The 16,677-nt window shown below is 63.7% G+C and carries 17 protein-coding genes and 1 tRNA gene; 8 read left to right on the top strand and 10 right to left on the bottom strand.

Annotated elements, in window-relative coordinates:
* Positions 1-139: 139 nt before the first annotated feature.
* The 4 genes from AUR_RS14580 to AUR_RS14565 all read right to left on the bottom strand — a co-directional run bounded on the left by AUR_RS14580 (position 140) and on the right by AUR_RS14565 (position 4,113).
* Positions 140-442 (bottom strand): DUF4193 domain-containing protein, encoded by a 303-nt coding sequence (locus AUR_RS14580; RefSeq protein ID WP_021473741.1) that lies wholly within the window; start codon positions 440-442, stop codon positions 140-142.
* 124 nt (positions 443-566) lie between these two features.
* Entirely contained in the window at positions 567-1,781 is a 1,215-nt protein-coding gene (lhgO, locus tag AUR_RS14575; RefSeq protein ID WP_062095318.1) for an L-2-hydroxyglutarate oxidase, read from the bottom strand.
* 144 nt (positions 1,782-1,925) lie between these two features.
* Positions 1,926-2,417: a DUF805 domain-containing protein gene (locus AUR_RS14570; RefSeq protein WP_062095315.1), complete on the bottom strand. Its 492-nt coding sequence runs from the start codon at positions 2,415-2,417 to the stop codon at positions 1,926-1,928.
* Positions 2,418-3,294: 877 nt separating this feature from the next.
* Positions 3,295-4,113, bottom strand: coding sequence for a hypothetical protein (locus AUR_RS14565; protein WP_241650932.1), 819 nt, complete (start codon positions 4,111-4,113; stop codon positions 3,295-3,297).
* A 566-nt stretch (positions 4,114-4,679) separates the two neighbouring features.
* Here AUR_RS14565 and AUR_RS14560 point away from each other — a divergent pair.
* From AUR_RS14560 to AUR_RS14550, 3 genes are all read left to right on the top strand, one after another.
* A complete protein-coding gene (locus AUR_RS14560) occupies positions 4,680-5,138 on the top strand; it encodes a MarR family winged helix-turn-helix transcriptional regulator (protein ID WP_021473746.1) in 459 nt (152 codons plus the stop codon).
* Between the two features lie 177 nt (positions 5,139-5,315).
* Positions 5,316-5,558 carry a hypothetical protein gene (locus tag AUR_RS14555; RefSeq protein ID WP_062095313.1) on the top strand — a complete coding sequence of 81 codons (243 nt, stop codon included), beginning with the start codon at positions 5,316-5,318 and terminating at the stop codon, positions 5,556-5,558.
* A gap of 63 nt (positions 5,559-5,621) precedes the next feature.
* Positions 5,622-6,353 carry a DUF72 domain-containing protein gene (locus AUR_RS14550; RefSeq protein ID WP_062095311.1) on the top strand — a complete coding sequence of 244 codons (732 nt, stop codon included), beginning with the start codon at positions 5,622-5,624 and terminating at the stop codon, positions 6,351-6,353.
* A 20-nt stretch (positions 6,354-6,373) separates the two neighbouring features.
* Here the strand turns inward: AUR_RS14550 and AUR_RS14545 are convergent, their stop codons facing one another.
* Positions 6,374-6,835 (bottom strand): GatB/YqeY domain-containing protein, encoded by a 462-nt coding sequence (locus AUR_RS14545; RefSeq protein ID WP_062095309.1) that lies wholly within the window; start codon positions 6,833-6,835, stop codon positions 6,374-6,376.
* A 31-nt stretch (positions 6,836-6,866) separates the two neighbouring features.
* A complete protein-coding gene (locus tag AUR_RS14540) occupies positions 6,867-8,204 on the bottom strand; it encodes an NAD(P)/FAD-dependent oxidoreductase (protein WP_021473750.1) in 1,338 nt (445 codons plus the stop codon).
* 211 nt (positions 8,205-8,415) lie between these two features.
* On the opposite strand from AUR_RS14540, the gene AUR_RS14535 reads away from it, so the two are divergent.
* A complete protein-coding gene (locus AUR_RS14535) occupies positions 8,416-9,192 on the top strand; it encodes a histidine phosphatase family protein (RefSeq protein ID WP_062095307.1) in 777 nt (258 codons plus the stop codon).
* Positions 9,176-10,093 carry an NAD(P)H-hydrate dehydratase gene (locus AUR_RS14530; protein ID WP_021473752.1) on the top strand — a complete coding sequence of 306 codons (918 nt, stop codon included), beginning with the start codon at positions 9,176-9,178 and terminating at the stop codon, positions 10,091-10,093. Before AUR_RS14535 ends, AUR_RS14530 begins: the two co-directional genes overlap by 17 nt.
* On the opposite strand, the gene AUR_RS14525 is transcribed toward AUR_RS14530, so the two are convergent.
* Positions 10,090-11,784, bottom strand: a complete 1,695-nt coding sequence (locus AUR_RS14525; protein ID WP_062095305.1) for a RecQ family ATP-dependent DNA helicase — start codon at positions 11,782-11,784, stop codon at positions 10,090-10,092. The genes AUR_RS14530 and AUR_RS14525 overlap by 4 nt on opposite strands.
* A gap of 204 nt (positions 11,785-11,988) precedes the next feature.
* Between AUR_RS14525 and AUR_RS14520 the strand changes: the two genes are divergently transcribed.
* The 3 genes from AUR_RS14520 (at position 11,989) to AUR_RS14510 (ending at position 14,710) form a co-directional block, all read left to right on the top strand.
* Positions 11,989-12,309: a DUF3040 domain-containing protein gene (locus tag AUR_RS14520; RefSeq protein WP_062095302.1), complete on the top strand. Its 321-nt coding sequence runs from the start codon at positions 11,989-11,991 to the stop codon at positions 12,307-12,309.
* A 132-nt stretch (positions 12,310-12,441) separates the two neighbouring features.
* Positions 12,442-13,335 carry a glucose 1-dehydrogenase gene (locus AUR_RS14515; protein WP_021473755.1) on the top strand — a complete coding sequence of 298 codons (894 nt, stop codon included), beginning with the start codon at positions 12,442-12,444 and terminating at the stop codon, positions 13,333-13,335.
* A 175-nt stretch (positions 13,336-13,510) separates the two neighbouring features.
* Positions 13,511-14,710 carry a cation:proton antiporter gene (locus tag AUR_RS14510; protein WP_241650931.1) on the top strand — a complete coding sequence of 400 codons (1,200 nt, stop codon included), beginning with the start codon at positions 13,511-13,513 and terminating at the stop codon, positions 14,708-14,710.
* A 39-nt stretch (positions 14,711-14,749) separates the two neighbouring features.
* Here AUR_RS14510 and AUR_RS14505 read toward each other — a convergent pair whose 3' ends face one another.
* From AUR_RS14505 to AUR_RS14495, 3 genes are all read right to left on the bottom strand, one after another.
* Positions 14,750-15,301: a TOPRIM nucleotidyl transferase/hydrolase domain-containing protein gene (locus AUR_RS14505; RefSeq protein WP_021473757.1), complete on the bottom strand. Its 552-nt coding sequence runs from the start codon at positions 15,299-15,301 to the stop codon at positions 14,750-14,752.
* Between the two features lie 109 nt (positions 15,302-15,410).
* Positions 15,411-15,487 (bottom strand) — tRNA-Thr (locus AUR_RS14500).
* Between the two features lie 170 nt (positions 15,488-15,657).
* Complete coding sequence (locus AUR_RS14495; RefSeq protein WP_021473758.1) at positions 15,658-16,536, bottom strand: DsbA family protein; 879 nt, start codon at positions 16,534-16,536, stop codon at positions 15,658-15,660.
* Positions 16,537-16,677 lie beyond the last annotated feature (141 nt).

Below are 16,677 nucleotides of genomic sequence, written 5' to 3'. Positions count from 1 at the left end.
CGTCATTCTGCACCGTGCCGCGTGTCCCTTTGGCACCGTTTTGAAGGCCACCGGCGGCAAATTCGTAACCGTGGATCACAAACAAAAAAACCCCGTCCGCCGGAAGGGCGTGACGGGGCTCGTTGGCTGGTCCCCGGGGTCAGCCTTCGCAATCCTTGCAGTACTTCAAGCCGTTCTTTTCCAAGGCAATCTGGGACCGGTGACGGACCAGGAAACAAGAGCCGCACGTAAACTCGTCGGATTGCTCCGGAACTACTACAACGGTCAGCTCTTCACTGGAAAGATCGGCGCCCGGAAGGTCAATACCTTCGGCAGTGTCGTTCTCATCGAGGTCGATCACTGCAGTCTGGGCGCTGGTCCCACGGGACGCCTGAAGGGCCTCAAGCGATTCGCCGGGAGACTCTTCTTCAGTCTTGCGCGGGGCGTCGTAATCAGTAGCCATGAGGGTTCGCTTTCGTTGCTGCACAGTGCCATTCCGGCACCTCAGTGCAGCAGTTTAGGGCAAAGCCCAAGGAATATCCGAATAGTGTGCCGAACACGACATTGCCGTGTTTATCCGGCCTGCATCAATGCCCCTGCAGCGCCTGCTGCACGATGTACTCGGCAATGGCCATGGACGAGGTTGCCCCGGGCGAGGGGGCATTCCGCACCAGGACGATGTCCCGTCGCCGGGCAATCACGAAGTCGTCCACCAGCGAGCCATCGCTGTTCATCGCTTGGGCCCGCACACCGCGGGTTCCGGTCCGCACCGACGCGCCTTCCAAGGAAGGCACAAAGCGCACTGCCTCCTTGACGAACTTCCTGCGGCTGACCACCGTCTGGAATTCACGGACCGCGGAAGGAATGTTCTGCCGGGCAAAATTCCAGAAGCCGGGGAAGAGTGCGAAATTGAGCACATCCCTCACGTCGACGTGTTTCCAGGAATACGATTCCCTGCCGAAGGAAATGAAAGCATTGGGGCCCAACATCATTTCTCCGTCAATGCGCTTGGTCAGATGCACGCCAAGGAAAGGGTGTTTCGGATCCGGTACCGGGTAGATGAGGCCTTTGACCTTGTGCCGGGCTTCCTCGCCGAGCAGGAAGTACTGGCCGAAGAACGGCACGATCCTGGGCGACCGGCCTTCGCCCGTATCCGCCGCCAGCCGGTCCGACTGGAGACCGGCGCAGGCCACCACCAGGTCGTAATGGTCCGCCCCTGACTTGGTCCGGACCACCGCACCGCTCCCCCGCTGCTCGATCGAGGTGACTTCCTGTCCAAGGCGGATATCACCACCCGCCGCGCGTACGTCGTCGGCGAGCGCGTTCGTGATTGCGCGGTAGTCCACGATCGCCGTTTCCGGTGAGTGCACGGCAGAAAGCCCGACGGCGTTCGGCTCCACCCCGGCGATCTGCTCACCTGTCAGCATCCGTACGCCCGGAACCTTGTTGGCGGTAGCCCGGGCAAAGATGGCCCCGAGCCGTTGCGATTCCTCCGCGGTCTGGGCGATGACGAGCTTCCCACATGCTTCGTAAGGCAGGTTCTTGGTGGCGCAGAAGTCCCGGAGCAGTTCCACGCCCCTGCGGCAGAGGGTGGCTTTCAGCCCACCGGGCTCGTAGTAAAGGCCCGCGTGGACCACCCCCGAGTTATGCCCGGTCTGGTGTGCGGCGAGCCGGTCTTCCTTCTCATAAACAGTGATGTGGGCGTCAAGTTTCATGGCCAGTTCCCGCGCCACTGCGACGCCGATGATGCCGCCGCCTATGACGGCACAACGCTTGATGTTGCTTGCCGGGAAATGGGCCATGACACTCCTCGTTGGTGGGGCCTTGCCGGTATCTGTGCACAGCATGCCACGAGGCGCTGCGGGCCGGGGCTTGAAACGCGAAAGACTCGAGACGCGAAAGAGGGGCGGCCCGTAATGGCCCGCCCCTCTCCCTGCACTTTGTAGCTAGACGCTGCCGGGAACGTCGAAACGCTGGCCCGCCGGGTTGGAAGGCAGCAGCGTGAATACCAGGATGGCCAAGGCACCGAGGAAGGGAACCAGGACCAGGAGCAGGAGCCAACCGCTGAAGTTGGCGTCGTGGAGGCGGCGTACCCCCAAGGCGATGGACGGGATGATGGTGGCAAGCCCCCAAATACCCCACAGGATGAAGCCGATGATCGCTCCCGGGCCAGGAACAGCTGTTCCGTCGGCGGCCATGGTGGCTCCGGTCGCTCCCAGAATCGTGGTCAGCAGCTGCAGCACGAAGTTGACCACTGCAGCGATCAGTGCCCACCACCAGTATTCGCTGCGGCTCGCGCGGCCCGTAAAGACAGTGTATTTCTTGAAGAAGCGCTTAACAGCCGCACCGATGGGCGCCCCGTAATACGGTGCCCAAAGCGGCGGTTCTCCGGCTTGCGCGGCATAGGGCTGCGTTTGTGGTTGTGGTTGGTAACTCATTGGTAGATCCCCCGCTTATTAGTTGAGTCGACTGCGCTCATTGGCATGAGACGTTGCTTATGCTAGTTGCCTTTTGACCAATAAGCACTGCCGGTTGAAAAAAGTTAACGGGGATTTGACTGATTACCGGGTGTTTCCGGAAATTGCTATGCACTCGGGTTATACGCTGACAGGCCTGGCGGAGGTGGTCTCCGAGCCCCGAGATGGCGCGGCGGCACCCCGACAGGCAAGCGTCCCTGGCACCATGGCAAGAATCCCGCATATTCGGAGCCAAGGTCTTCATGGGTACTGCTGTGGGCAATACCCAAATGTGCGGGCATCCCTCGCCGGGATCTACGCGGCTGGCTGGCCGAAAAGATACGCGGCAACATTCAGCAGGACGAATCCCACAGCAATTCCGGCCCCGATCATGGCCGGCACACTTCCTTCTTTGCGCCCGAGCCTCATGGCTTTCCGCCCTTGGATCACCGAGAGGATTCCGGGGATTGAAAAAACAAGGAGGGCCGGAATGACGGCTGCCAGCCTTTGCTGGAGTTCTGTGGCACCGCGTCGTTGGCGAGAGCTGTGAAGATGCCTTCGCCGATGACGAAGGCGGCAGCGAAGGTCACCGGATCAGAGCCAGCGACCACCATGCCCGCCGGTAAGCCCTGTTTGCAGCCTCGCTCGGCGCCGGGCTGCCCGGGGAAGCTCCCGGCCCGACGTGTCCACTTCTCCCGCTCGTCACCCGTACCTCCTCGGCTGCTGACTCCAGAGTGCACCAGCGCATGTGAGCCCGGTAGAGGCGTTAGCCCTTTGCTGTGGCGCGACGTCTCTTGAATAAGGCCACACGCAGGCGAAGACCTCCTGTACACGCCAAGGGAAGAAGTAACGGGCTGATTCAGAAGTCGATGCTCTTGACCAGGGTAACGAACTGTTCCTTGACCTCCTTTTCGGCGGTCCCATTGGGGGAAATCAGGATCTCTGCGGTGAAGATGGCCATGCTCTGACCACGGGCGACCATGAGGGACATCACGCTGACCGGCGCATCGCTCCCGGGCCTGAGGGATTTCGGTCCGCCTGGTTCTGACCGGATGATGAGGACCGCTTGGTCACCAACGCCCTCGATGCTTTGGCCATCGGGAACCTGACGGGATAGCAGGGACGCCCCTCCCTGATGAAGTTCGGTGGAGAATATCAGCGAATCCGGACCAGGTGTGCTCAGCGCACCAAAGAGGTACCGGCAGTTGCCCCCACCCGGGAACACCGCTGCCTGGGTTGTGGCACCGAACGCATTCCCCAAGGCATCGGCACCGACCAGGGCGCATACGGCGCTGGTCGTGGAAGTCTGCGGACCAACACTTGGCGCAGGCGGAACACGAAGTTCACTGCCATTGCCCCACCCGCCGTCGACAAGCGCCTGGGCAAGTGCGCGAGCCGTCGCCTCCCCGTCCGGAACCGGGAATTCCGGCGAGATGGGTGGCATGTCGACAATGCGCAGGTCCAGGGACTCGTTACCCCGCACTGCTTTGAGCACCGTGTTTGCCGATGCCCCTCCAGGCTCACCGCGAAACCAGCCGGTCCACTGCATGCAGGCGAAGTCACCGATTCCCGCCACAGTTGAGCAGTCAGGTGTCTGTTTCGCTTCCACGATCTCCGCCGCCGACGCAGGCGAGGTCAACGAGACGCTGAGTGTCCGGCCCTTGTTCGCTTTACTCATGTAGCTGCATAGATAAGCCGGGCTCCCGGCAGGTTTGCCACCCTGCCCATTTGAGCCAGACCAGGATCGACTTTCACAGCGATGTCGGGTGTGATCAGGTCACAGGCCGGACTGCTCGACCCGGCCGGTGTGGTCGACAGCGACTGGGTCGGTGAGGAGAGCGTGCCCCCTTGCGTGCATCCCCCAAGGACTAGTGCCACTGCCGCGGAAAGCATAGCCATCAACCGAAGTACGAGCTTCCTGTCAGCAACCATTGCTTCCCTCTCCTCGCAGAGCGGCTCCACGGCACATTGCGCGGCATCAAAAGTCGGCCCGCCCCGGCTGGGCAGGATTCGGAAAGCTTCCCACCATGGACCCTTCCGGGCCAGAGACCTTCGGCCCGGGTTGAACAGCTTCAGGATGAGGGCACTCTCAATTTGATACCTGTGGGAGCGTCAAGGGAGGACCCAAACCAACCCGTCGTGATCGCGACGCACCGCGTCATGAGATGCTTGTCCTGGTCATGGGGGCGTCGCATCTGGTTGAAAAATGTAGCGGTCGCGGTTGTTTCTAGTTTTGGAGTTGTCATGGGTCCGCTTATCGCCGATGTTGTCACGCCGCGCCTGGCGGCCGCGGAAATCGGCAATGACGTGGGCTTGCTGCTTGGAAAGCTGCACGCGGCCGGGTCAGCCCTGAATAAGCGCATCCTCAGCGACTTCAGGCTGCGGGAACGGTCCTTCTCCGTACTGACGCTGGCTTGCAGCGGCCTCGAAGCCACCCAGCGCGAAATTGCGGAGTTCCTGGACCTTGACCTCAACCAGGTGGCCGGGCTGGTGGACGACCTCGAACACAGGGGCCTTGTTGAGCGGGTCCCCGGCCAACGGAACAGGCGTTCCCGGGCCATCGTCTCCACGCAGGAAGGACGGCGCATCCACAACAAGATCCGCGCTGAACTGGATGTGTGCGAGCAGCAGCAATTAGCACGCCTGTGCGACGACGAGGTTGTCCACCTGAAGCAGCTTCTCCGGAAGGCACTCTGGGGCTGATCGACGACGCAGGCGGGCATTACGCCCTGCACGTCATGGTCATGTGCACAATCAAAGGACAAGCTGCTAGACATCTGTCCACAACATGGCGGATGCGGTTATGCAAGGATCAAGTTTCATATCCTGTCGAGCGCTTTGAGGCTGCCCCATGCGGCCTGGACTTCCCGGAATGGACCCATGAATCTGCCACTCTTCCACGACCCCCTGCAGGGCACCGTCACCGTCGACGCGCCTGTACGTGATCCGCGACGCGACGTTCCCTTCCGAAGGGACGCCCAGGCCCGCACCAACCAGCCCCGCGGCAAGGCGGCGAAGCCGGGCCGCGTGGAGCACGGATCCGCACCGACGCGCACCGCCCGCCAGCTCAAGGTGGCGGAGGATCTCCAGGCACTGATGGCCAGGTCCGGCGCCAGGCACTGACTCCCTGCAACGTTCCGCCAGCGGGTCCCGGCACTGTGCTGCCGGAAGCACTAGCATCCAATCATGGGCATCCACATTGGCACTTCGGGCTGGAGCTACGACCATTGGAAGGACGTGCTCTACCCTCCAGGCCTGCCCACGGCGAAACGGCTGGACGCCTACGTTGCACGCTTCTCCACGGTTGAGCTGAACGCGAGCTTTTACCGCTGGCCCCGGGACACTACCTTCGCGGGGTGGCGTGAGAGGCTTCCGCCCGGGTTCGCGATGTCCGTGAAAGCTCCCCGCGGGCTGACGCATGGCAAGAAGCTCTACGCCCCGGAGGTGTGGCTTGAGCGCATCACGCGCTGCTGGCACGAGCTCGGCGACAAAAGGGCAGTCCTCCTGGCCCAGTTACCGCCCGATTTCGCCCGCGACGACGCCCGCCTGGACTATTTCCTGGCCGCCGTCCCCGAGTGGATCCGGGTTTCCGTGGAGTTCCGCCACGACAGTTGGGACCACCCGGACGTCTACGCCATCCTTGAGCGCCACCAAGCCGCCCACTGCGTCATGAGCGGGGCCAACTTGCCTTGCAACCTGCGCTCCACCGCGCCTTTTGTGTATGTCAGGCTCCACGGCCCGGACCAGGAGCTCCTTTACGGGGGTTCCTACACGGAGGAGGACATGCGGTGGTGGGCGGACCGCATCCGAGAGTGGAGCGGTGACGGCAAGGATGTGTTCGCGTACTTCAACAACGACGGCGGCGGCAACGCCGTGCGGAACGCTGACACGTTGCGGGGGCTGCTGGGCGTCAACTGAGCAGCAACCCCGCAAGCACGTCAGCCCAGGCGTGCCCTGACGATCTCGCTGACGGTCTTGCCGTCGAACCGCCCAGCCACCTTGGCCGTCACGGGCTTCATAACCGCCCCGAGGGAACGCATGGAGAGTTCCTGCCCGCTGGCCTTGAGAGCGGCAATCTCCTCGTCAACAATCGCCTCGACTTCCTCACGGGTAAGCGGCTTCGGAAGGTAGGCCTCGATGATTTCCGCTTCTGCCACTTCGGCCGCTGCACGTTCACTTTCGCCGGCTTCGGTGTAGATCCGGGCGGTGTCCCTGCGCTTGGCGGCTTCCTTCTGCAGCAAAGAGGTCACCTGGGCTTCGTCGAGGTCCACCGGCGTCTTGCCGGATTTCTCGCGCGTCGCGATCTCGCCCAGGACATTGCGCACTGTGGTCAGGGCAGTCTTGTTGCCGGCTTTCATGTGCTCCACAACGTCTGCCTTGAGACGGTCTTTCAATGACATGCTGCTCCTCGCTCCGGGTTCAACCTCCAGCTTATTGCCCGGCGGGCGGCAACCCGGTGCCGGGTTGTTCTCCCACCGGCAACTTCTCCGGGGTGTCCGGGCGGGCGGGATCCTCGTCCTCCATGGCCCTGTCCACCGGCCCGCTCACCACTACCTGCGCAGGGCTGTGCAGGATGTAGCCGTTGAGCCAGGAGAACAGCGCCCTGACCTTCTGCTGGATTCCGGACAACAGCGCCAAGTGCACCAGGAGCCAGGAAAGGAAGGCAAAAGTGCCCTGCAGCTGGTAACGCTTCCGCCCCAGCTCGGCCACCGCCGCGCCGCGGCCAACCATCGCCATGTAGCCCTTGTCGACGTAATGGAAAGACTTGCGGGTACCACCGTTCAGGTCGGCAATGATGTTGTGGGCCGCCCACTTTCCTGCCTGCTGCGCAACTGAACCCAATTGGGGAAGCTTGTTTCCGGCGTCGTCGGTGATGTTGGCGGCATCGCCGAGGACGTACACCCCGTCAACGTCCGGCGCGGTGAGGTCCGGCCGGACATCGATCCGCCCTCCCCTGCCTTGTGCCAGACCGGATCCGGAGATGAGGTCGCCGGCCTTCAGGCCACCGGCCCACACCACGATTTGCGCCGGAATGAACGTGCCGTCAGCAAGGGAAACCCCGTCGGCCCGGACTTCCGTGACTCCCACCCCCATGCGGAGTTGAACGCCGACCTTCCCAAGATGCTCGGCCGCGTAGGCTTGGGATTTCTTCGAGAAGGCATTCAGTACGCTCGGGACCATGTCCACCAAGTGCACGCGGCACCGTGACGCCAGCTCGGGCGAGAAATATTTGCGGACCACGTACTTGACGTTTTCGGCCATCGCTCCGGCAGTTTCAACACCGGTAGGACCACCACCCACAACCACCACGTCCACCATGCCGTCGTTGCGGTCCGCCTGGTCCAGGAGCCGCGTGAGGCCGGTGCCCAGCTTTGTGGCATCCGTGACGGAGTACAGCGGATAGGCGTGTTCCTCGGCACCTGGAGTATTGAAGAAGTTGGGTACCGCGCCCACTGCAAGCACCAAGATCTGCCCGCGGAGAGTCCGTCCGTCCGTGGTGGTAACCGTCTTCCGTGCCGTGTCCACTGAACTGACTTTCGCGGTCAGGACTTTGACGGATTTGTAGCGCCGGAACACGGACCGGAGCGGGCGGGCTATGGCCGAGACACCGATCTGGGAGGTGGCCACCTGGTAGAGCAACGGCTGGAATTGGTGGTAGTTGTTTGAGTCGATCAGCAGGACGCGAACGCCCTTTCGCCCGAGTTCCTTGGCTGCCGCAACACCTGCGAATCCGCCGCCGACCACAATGACCTGGTATGAGTCGTCCATCCCAGCAACTTACTTCACCCCGGCCGAAGGCAACAGGGCTTGACTGCGGCTCGAAGCACACGGCCACTCCGAAAGCAGCGCAGCACGCGGCAGCCCCGCCGTCGTGCGTTTATCTTCCAAAACCGTGGGTACCCGGTGTGTAGTGTTCTGCAGACAACTGGAAAAGGACAGCTGGATAATCAGCAAGACAACACTGATGGGGTGATTCCGGATGAACGACGACGGGCTGACAGATGCGGTGCAGGAAGCCGGTGCCGTAGAGCTGCTGTTGATCCGGCACGGGGAGAGCGAAGGCAACGTCGCAGCGACGGAGGCGCGGCTCGCCGGGGCAGAAGTCATTGAGGTTCCGGCACGGGACGCGGACGTGAACCTGTCCGATCTCGGGCAGGAGCAGGCAAAGGCGCTGGGAACGGCACTGGCAAGGATTCCGGAGGCTGACCGTCCCGACGCCGTCGTTTCGTCCCCCTACGCCCGGGCGAGGCAGACGGCGGAAATCGCCGTCCGGACGGCCGGCTGGCCTGTCAAAGTCCTGTCCGATGAACGCTTGCGGGACCGCGAACTGGGCATCCTGGACCGGCTGACCCGGCTGGGCGTCGAATCCCGGTACCCGGAGGAAGCCGAGCGGCGGCTCTGGCTGGGCAAACTGTATTACCGTCCGCCGGGCGGCGAATCCTGGGCGGACGTGGCACTGCGGCTGCGCTCCGTGCTGGATGAACTGAATACGCTTAACAGCGGCAAACGGGTGATGCTGGTGTGCCACGACGCGGTGATCATGCTGGTCCGGTACGTGCTTGAGGGTATGTCCGAGGAAGAAGTCCTGGACCTGGCGGCCACAACCTCGATCCTCAACGCCTCCATCACCCGGTACCTGCGACCATCGGGCGCCGGGCCTTGGACGTTGGACAGCTTCAACGTAGCGGACCACCTCACCGAGCAGGGCGTTTCCGTTACCGAGCACGCAGGAGACGCCAGTGTCCACCCCCGCTAACACCCCGACGCCGGTCACCCCGTCGCTGCTGCGGGACTGGTCCCTGCCCGCGCCCGGTGAAGACAAATACTCGCGCGGTGCCGTGCTGGTGGTTGGGGGTGGCCGTTCGACGCCGGGCGCCGTCCTCCTCGCCGGCGCATCCGCGCTCCGGGCAGGTGCCGGGAAACTGACGTTGGCAGTGGCCGAATCGGTGTCCGTGCAGCTCGGCGTGGCGTTACCCGAATGTGGTGCCGTGGGCCTGCCCGAAGACTCCAAGGGCTCCATCACCGGAAAAGGCCTGGACCGTATTTCCTCGTACCTGGACCGGGCGGATGCCGTCCTGATCGGACCCGGCCTTGATGACCAGGAGTTGAGCCGGGACTTGCTGTTCGCCCTTCTTGAACGCGAGGAAGACCGCGGAGGACAAGCCCCGACGCAAGGTCCCGCCGTCGTGCTCGACGCCTTCGCTTTGGGGGCGCTGCCGGAGCTGGAGGACCGGCTGGACCCGTGGCGGGGCCGCATGATCCTCACCCCCAATCCCACGGAAGCAGGAATCCTGCTGGGCCGGGACGTGGAGGATCTCGAGGCCGATGTGGCGGCGGTGGCGCGAAAGTTCGACGCCGTCGTGAGTTGCCAGGGCTACATCGCAGGTGCACCCGGCACGTCGGAAACGGAATCCACACTGTGGAAAATCACCACGGGTTACGGCGGGCTGGGAACATCCGGCAGCGGCGATGTCCTTGCCGGTGCCATTGCCGGGCTGCGCGCCCGGGGTACCAGCAGCACCCAGGCAGCCTGCTGGGGGACCCATTTGCACGCAGCTGCCGCGGACAGGCTGGCCAGTACCATGGGCCCGCTGGGGTTCCTTGCCCGGGAACTTGCCGACCAGCTCCCGGCCTTGATGCTTGAGCTGAAAACCTAGGCAGGCCTGAGGAGTTCGTGCTCCATGACGGTCGAGCGGGACAGGGTTTTGTATCCTTCGTGCTCGAACAGCACGGTGATGACGTCGTCTTCGTGCCGCATGACAAGTCCTGGCCCCCATTCCTTGTGGATCACCGCGGACTGCAACGGGAACGGATCAGGCGAGGCGCCGGCGTCGGGCGTTTCCTTGCCGGTGGGCCGCACGTCGGGATGGTTGGCGGCTTCTGTACAGACGTCGCAGTTTCCGCAGGCCTTTGCCAGTTCTTCCCCGAAGTAGCCCAGCAGGAACTGCCGGCGGCAGCTGTCGGTCTCTGCGTACGCGCGCATCATGGTGAGGCGGGAATGGTCCACGCGCTGGCGTGCTTCGGCCAGCTCGACGGCGTGGGCCGCCAGGGACCGCAGCTTCGCTTTGGAGGCAAGCCGGACGCCGCGCTTGCCCACCTTCACCGCGTCGGCTTCCTCCAGCTGGTTCACCAAGGCAGTAACGCGCCTCGGCGGGAACCCGGTCAGCTCGGCCAGGACCTTCTTGGTTGCCGGCGCCCCCGCGTTCTTCAGGACCTTCAGCACGGCGAGGAGGGACTCCTGGTCCGGAGCATGGGTGCCGAAGAACTTGCGCAGGCCGAGGTCCTCGGACCGGTAGTGCAGCACTGCCCTCGCCTTGTCCCCGTCCCTGCCGCCCCGGCCAATCTCCTGGTAGTAGGCATCGAGGGACTCGGGGATATCGGCGTGCACCACAAACCTGACGTTGGGCTTGTCGATGCCCATGCCAAACGCCGTCGTGGCAACCACTACATCGAGGTCATCGGCCAGGAACTGTTCGTGGATGAGTTCGCGCTCGGATGCGGAACGGCCTGCGTGGTAGGCCTCGGCACGGATTCCCTGCGCCACCAGCTTGGCTGCGTACTTCTCCGTGTCCTTGCGGGTGGCCGCGTACACCAAGCCCTTCTGTCCCGACGTCGTCAACGACGCAACCTGGGACAGCACGGCCTTCCGCTTGGCTTTGTCCTCGTGGTGGCGGACTACTTCCAGGCTGATGTTGGGACGGTCGAAGCCCCGGACCAGGATCAGTGGATCCTGCATGCCCAGGCGCTCAACAATCTCGTCCCGCACGGGCGGGGAAGCCGTTGCTGTCAGGGCCGCGACGGGCGGGTTCCCCAGGCTTTCACGGACGTTGCCGAGGTTGAGGTAGTCGGGCCGGAAGTCGTGTCCCCACGATGAAACGCAATGGGCCTCGTCCACTACCAGCAGGGTGAGGTCCAACCGCGCGATCCGCTCCACCGTCTCCTGCTTGGCCAACTGCTCAGGAGCCAGGAAAAGATAGACCGCCTTCCCGGACTCCACCGCGTCCCATGCAGCTTCCACGTCCGCGTCGCTGTGGGCCGAGTTGACCGCGACGGCGGCGCCCTCGCCCAGGTGCCTGTTGAGGCCCTCCAACTGGTCTTCCTGCAAGGCGATCAACGGAGAAACCACGACGGCGGGTCCCCCGGTTCGGCCGTGCAGTTTCTGTTGCTGCTGGTGCAGGTACAAGGCGGCGACCTGGTATGTGGCGGACTTGCCATATCCGGTGGGCATCACGGCAAGGACGTCGCGTCCTTCGGCGAGCGCGCTCATGGCGGCCAGTTGCCCATCCCTGAGTGCATCCAGCGAGAAGGATGCGGCCGCGAGCGCGGCCAGGGCTGATTCGTCCGACATGGTGTAAAGCTCCGCACCCTAGTACCTGCGGCCGCGTTGCTTGAGCCGGGGGGAATCCAGCCTAGCGCGACCATGTCCACAACACTCAATCAGTGCTTGCGGACCGAATAATAAGCATGCTTAGCTTATCCTGTTGCGCGCGACGCCGCCGTTAACGCGCACATTGGCACCATGGCTACGGGGTTGCGAACGGGGAGGATCGTCATGCCGCTATCAGATCAGGAGCGCAAGGTCTTGCAGGAGCTGGAGCGCGAGCTCTTCATCCAGGATCCCGCGCTGGCCAAACAGCTTGAAACGGGCATCCCGTCCGAGCCCGCACCTGCCCCCAAGGCCCTGAACGTCATCGCGGCAGCACTCGGCTTGGCGCTCATCCTGCTGGGGATCCCCATCCACCCATCGCCGCTCGGACTGCTCGGCTTCACGCTGATGGTGACGGGAATCGTCAGCCAGTGGATGGAACATCGCAGGTGGGCGGAAAGGCGGCGCACGGAACAGCGCAGGGCAAGAAGCCGCCGGCACGCCTGACCGCCCCGGGGCGAGCGTCCGTATCCCGCACTTGCGACAACACCCGACCTTGCATAGGCTGAAAACCATAAGCCTACTTAGTAATTCGTTGCAGGCTTGTCCGTGTTCCACGCAATACCAGGAGGACCGACCATGACTGATCAGTACACGTTCCGAAACCCGGTCACAGCATACGAGCACATTTCACCGCCCAAGCAGCACCAGCCGGAACCGGGACTGGATGCGGAACTCACCCCCAAGGCCGATCTCGGCGAAGACACCTACCGCGGTACCGGACGCTTGGAGGGCCGCAAGGCAATTGTCACGGGAGCCGATTCCGGCATCGGGGCAGCAACGGCCATCGCCTTCGCCCGGGAGGGTGCCGACGTCGTTCTTTCCTACCTGCCGGAAGAAGAGGAAGATGCCTCCCGCATCGCCGGCATCATCGAGGCAGCCGGCCGCAAGGCTGTGAAGGTGCCGGGCGACCTCAAGGATTCGGCAACCTGCCGCGACGTGGTGGACGCAGCAGTGTCCGCCTTGGGCGGGATCGACATCCTGGTCAACAACGCGGGCAAGCAAGTGGCGCAGGAAGAACTCGGGCAAATCAGTGATGAGCAGTTCGACCACACCATCAAGACCAACGTCTACGCAATGTTCTGGCTGACCAAGGCAGCCCTCCCCCACCTGCCCGCGGGATCCACGATCATCAACACCACGTCCATTCAGGCCTACAACCCATCACCCACCCTGGTGGACTACGCCACGACGAAGGCCAGCATCAACAACTTCACCAAGGGCCTCGCCCAGCAGCTGGCTCCCCAAGGCATCCGCGTCAACGCCGTGGCGCCGGGACCCATCTGGACTCCGCTGCAGGTCAGCAGCGGCCAGCCCAAGGAAGCCCTGCCCGAGTTCGGGAAGGACACTCCCCTGGGCCGTGCCGGCCAGCCGGCTGAACTCGCACCGGCCTACGTCTTCCTCGCCTCGCCCGAATCCAGCTACGTCGTCGGCGAGACCCTGAATGTCAACGGCGGCAGCCCCACGCCATAACCTGCCCCGCTGCGTGGGCCACAGCGGACCACGACGACGGCGACGCTCCCACGGCGGGGACGTCGCCGTCGGTTTTTGTTGACGCAGTTATGGCGCCGGGAGGAACCCGACGGGTAGCTTTGGGTTTGTTCCCCGACTCGTCGCGGCGGAGGTGCTGCCGATGCAAGGCCTGGGCATGTCACTGCTGGTGATCGCTTCCCTTGCAGTCCTGGCGCCCTTGTTGGTCCGGGCGTTGGACCGTGTCATCAAAGTCCCCCTGGTGGTCTTCGAGATTCTGTTGGGCATGCTGCTGGGCCCGGCCGTCCTGGGATGGGTCCAATCGGTGGAATTCACTGACACCTTGGCGGATTTCGGACTGGCCATGCTGTTTTTCGTGGCCGGCACGGAGATCGACTTCAGCCTCATCCGCGGCCGGCCTGCCGCACGGGCAGGCATCGGCTGGGTCATCTCCCTGACGGCCGGAATCGGCGCGGGCCTCATCCTCGGACCCGGTTTGGAGGCGGCAGTCATCATCGGCGTCGCGCTCTGCTCCACGGCGCTGGGCACGCTGCTGCCCATCCTCCGCGACGCGGGCGAGTCCCGGACTCCCTTGGGCATCGCGGTGACTGCCCTTGGTGCCGTGGGGGAATTCGGTCCCCTCGTGGCCATCTCCTTGTTCTTCAGCGGCAAGCAGTTGGGTCCGGCCACGGCAGTACTCCTGGGCTTTATTGTCCTGACCGGCCTTGCAGTCTTCCTCGCCTCCCGTTCCCGCCACAAATTCCTGCACGCGCACGTCACCAGGACCCTTCACACCAGCAGCCAATTCGCGGTGCGCTCCATCATGTTCATCCTCACCGTCCTGGTGGTGCTGAGCATGACCCTGGGCCTGGACATGCTGCTGGGTGCCTTTGCTGCCGGGATCCTGTGGAAGGTGGTCATCGCGCGGGCACCCGAACAGGATCGCAGCGTCATCGAGGCCAAAGTGGACGCCATTGCGTTTGGCTTCCTGGTCCCGATTTTCTTCATCGACACCGGAATTGACTTCGATCTCGGCGCACTGACCGCAGACCCCATGACCCTGGCGCTGGTGCCGGTGTTCCTCATCCTGTTGCTGGTGGTCCGGGGCCTGCCCTCGATGCTTGCCGCACCACGGCATTCCACTTTTGCCGGTAAACGCGCCGTTGCCCTGTTCGGCGCAACAGGCCTGCCGATCATCGTTGCGGTGACGGGGATCGGGCAGGACACCCACCTGATCTCCAACGGGATCGCTTCCGCGCTGGTCGGCGCCGGGATGCTCTCAGTGCTGCTCTTCCCGATGCTCGCGTTGCGGCAACGCACACCTGGCGCACCAGTTTCCGCCCCGCGCTCCCGAAAGCACTGGGGCGAACGGCGTTAGCGGTTGCGACGAAGCCCCGGACACGCGGACGTGTGCTGTTCAGTTCCCGGCTGCGAACGAGGCAACGAGGAGTCCCAACGGCAGTGGCGCCTCGCCGTCGGGCAGTGCCTCAACCAACAACCTTGCATACCGGACCTTGTTGCCACTGCGGCCGCCGAAGAATCTCCGCAGTTGGTCCGTCACCGGGCGGTCCCGGAGCGACGGTTGACGCTGCAGGAGCCGGAACGATGCCAGTTCGCCCTGTTCTTCAATGACATTCAGGACGTTCTCCGTTCCAAGGGCACGGATGAGTTCGTCTTCCAGGTCCTCGTGGCAGACGTGGAACCCAAGTTCGGCCAACGTTCCGGGACCGATGCCCGCACGGCTCAGCGCCCTGGCAATGCCGGGAGATTCGCCTGCATCGCACAACCCCAGGAGCCTATGGTCTGCGCCGCTGGGCCCGTAACGGTCCAGGAAGTGGATGATGCTGGTGGCGCCGCCCATGGGTACCACCGTGACGCCCTCTGCCGCCAGGTCATGGCCAAGCTTGGCGGCCAGCGTCTCCACGGCCACCTTGTCGCTTTCACCTTCCACCAGCACAGTGGTCTGCATAGAGCCAGTATGCATGCCGCGGCAACGGCCCGGCACGCCGTGATGACGCCGGCCCGCGAATACGGAAAACCCCTCATTCCGGTGGTGGTCCGCCGGAAAGAGGAGTTAGTGGAGCCCCCTGCCGGATTCGAACCGGCGACCCCCTGTTTACAAGACAGGTGCTCTGGCCAACTGAGCTAAGGAGGCGCGATGAACGATGCCAGCCTGTGCTGGACACTCGCTAAAGAACGCTAGACAAGGTTAGCCCAGACCGTCCCCCACAAGGAAATTCAGCGCAGGACAGCCCCGCCCGGAGACAACAACGGCCGGTCGCCTCCCGGAAGAGGCAATCGGCCGCCGTCGTACGTGGCTGAGAATCAGCCCTTGGCGCTGATGGCCGCCTGGATCTCTGCGTTAAGGTCGGTGGACCCGTCCCACTGCTTGCCGTCGACAAAGACGGTAGGCGTGCCGGTGATACCGATCGCGGCAGCTTCCTGCGTGGCGACCTTCACGTACGGGCGGAACTCCTTGTTATCCACGCAGGAGTCGATATTGGCGGCTCCGACTTCAGTGGCCATGGCCTTGAGGTCCTTGTCGGAAATGCCTGCACCGCCTTCGGACGGCTGGCGCTCGAACAGGAGGTTGAAGAAGTCGGCGTACTTCTCCGGCGAGGTGTTCACGACGCAGGCGGCAGCGTTCGCGGCGCGTGAGGAGTAGTTGGTGGTGGACTGCTGGTCCAGGAAACCAAGCGGCCGGTACTCGAGGGAGATCTTGCCTTCGTTGCGCAGGTTGGTCAGCGATTCACCGTAAGTGGTTTCGAAGCGCTTGCAGACCGGGCAGATGAAGTCGATGTAGGCAACAACCTTGACCGGCTTGCCGGCTTCGGCCTCGGCGCCTGGAGCGGCCACGGTAGCCGGCTTGGTGGTCAGCGGAGCCGGGACATCGGCCACGTTCACCGTTGCGGGCTCCGACTTGACTACTTCGTTGTTGGCCAGCAGCGTCACGCCGCCGTGGACGTTGCCGTTGGCCGGGGTGGGGCCGCTGTCCGCGATGGGGGCGCTGTTCTGGATGTTCTGGACCACCACGAGTGCGATGATCACGAGGATCGCCACGACGGCAACCACGATGCCCCAGCCAATCAGGAGCTTGTTGCGCTTCTCCTTCTTAAGCTGTTCTTCGCGGATCTTGCGCGCTTGTTCGCGGGCCTGGGCTGTGCGCTCGGCCTTGGACAGGCGTGGTTCGTTTGCGGGACTCATCAATTCCTCGTGGTTACTCGATGTCGAAGTGGCAACGGGGCCAGTTTACGGGAGCAAACCTGAAGGTTTGCCGCACACGCAACCGCCCGGTGGTTGAACGATCAACCGCCCCTGAAGATTCCGCCGGTAGGCTGGGAAGCG

It is taken from the genome of Paenarthrobacter ureafaciens, from assembly GCF_004028095.1.
In the GTDB taxonomy this organism is placed as follows: domain Bacteria; phylum Actinomycetota; class Actinomycetes; order Actinomycetales; family Micrococcaceae; genus Arthrobacter; species Arthrobacter ureafaciens.
Note: the sequence above shows the minus strand (reverse complement) of the source record. Positions and strands in the feature narration are given on the sequence as shown.

Coding starts and splice junctions, on each gene's coding strand:
- AUR_RS14550 (WP_062095311.1), top strand. CDS start 5,622: ATGGGCATCCACATTGGCACTTCGGGCTGGAGCTACGACCATTGGAAG.
- AUR_RS14555 (WP_062095313.1), top strand. CDS start 5,316: ATGAATCTGCCACTCTTCCACGACCCCCTGCAGGGCACCGTCACCGTC.
- AUR_RS14535 (WP_062095307.1), top strand. CDS start 8,416: ATGAACGACGACGGGCTGACAGATGCGGTGCAGGAAGCCGGTGCCGTA.
- AUR_RS14540 (WP_021473750.1), bottom strand. CDS start 8,204: ATGGACGACTCATACCAGGTCATTGTGGTCGGCGGCGGATTCGCAGGT.
- AUR_RS14520 (WP_062095302.1), top strand. CDS start 11,989: ATGCCGCTATCAGATCAGGAGCGCAAGGTCTTGCAGGAGCTGGAGCGC.
- AUR_RS14570 (WP_062095315.1), bottom strand. CDS start 2,417: ATGAGTTACCAACCACAACCACAAACGCAGCCCTATGCCGCGCAAGCC.
- AUR_RS14505 (WP_021473757.1), bottom strand. CDS start 15,301: ATGCAGACCACTGTGCTGGTGGAAGGTGAAAGCGACAAGGTGGCCGTG.
- AUR_RS14545 (WP_062095309.1), bottom strand. CDS start 6,835: ATGTCATTGAAAGACCGTCTCAAGGCAGACGTTGTGGAGCACATGAAA.
- AUR_RS14565 (WP_241650932.1), bottom strand. CDS start 4,113: ATGAGTAAAGCGAACAAGGGCCGGACACTCAGCGTCTCGTTGACCTCG.
- AUR_RS14560 (WP_021473746.1), top strand. CDS start 4,680: ATGGGTCCGCTTATCGCCGATGTTGTCACGCCGCGCCTGGCGGCCGCG.
- lhgO (WP_062095318.1), bottom strand. CDS start 1,781: ATGGCCCATTTCCCGGCAAGCAACATCAAGCGTTGTGCCGTCATAGGC.
- AUR_RS14510 (WP_241650931.1), top strand. CDS start 13,511: ATGTCACTGCTGGTGATCGCTTCCCTTGCAGTCCTGGCGCCCTTGTTG.
- AUR_RS14525 (WP_062095305.1), bottom strand. CDS start 11,784: ATGTCGGACGAATCAGCCCTGGCCGCGCTCGCGGCCGCATCCTTCTCG.
- AUR_RS14515 (WP_021473755.1), top strand. CDS start 12,442: ATGACTGATCAGTACACGTTCCGAAACCCGGTCACAGCATACGAGCAC.
- AUR_RS14495 (WP_021473758.1), bottom strand. CDS start 16,536: ATGAGTCCCGCAAACGAACCACGCCTGTCCAAGGCCGAGCGCACAGCC.
- AUR_RS14580 (WP_021473741.1), bottom strand. CDS start 442: ATGGCTACTGATTACGACGCCCCGCGCAAGACTGAAGAAGAGTCTCCC.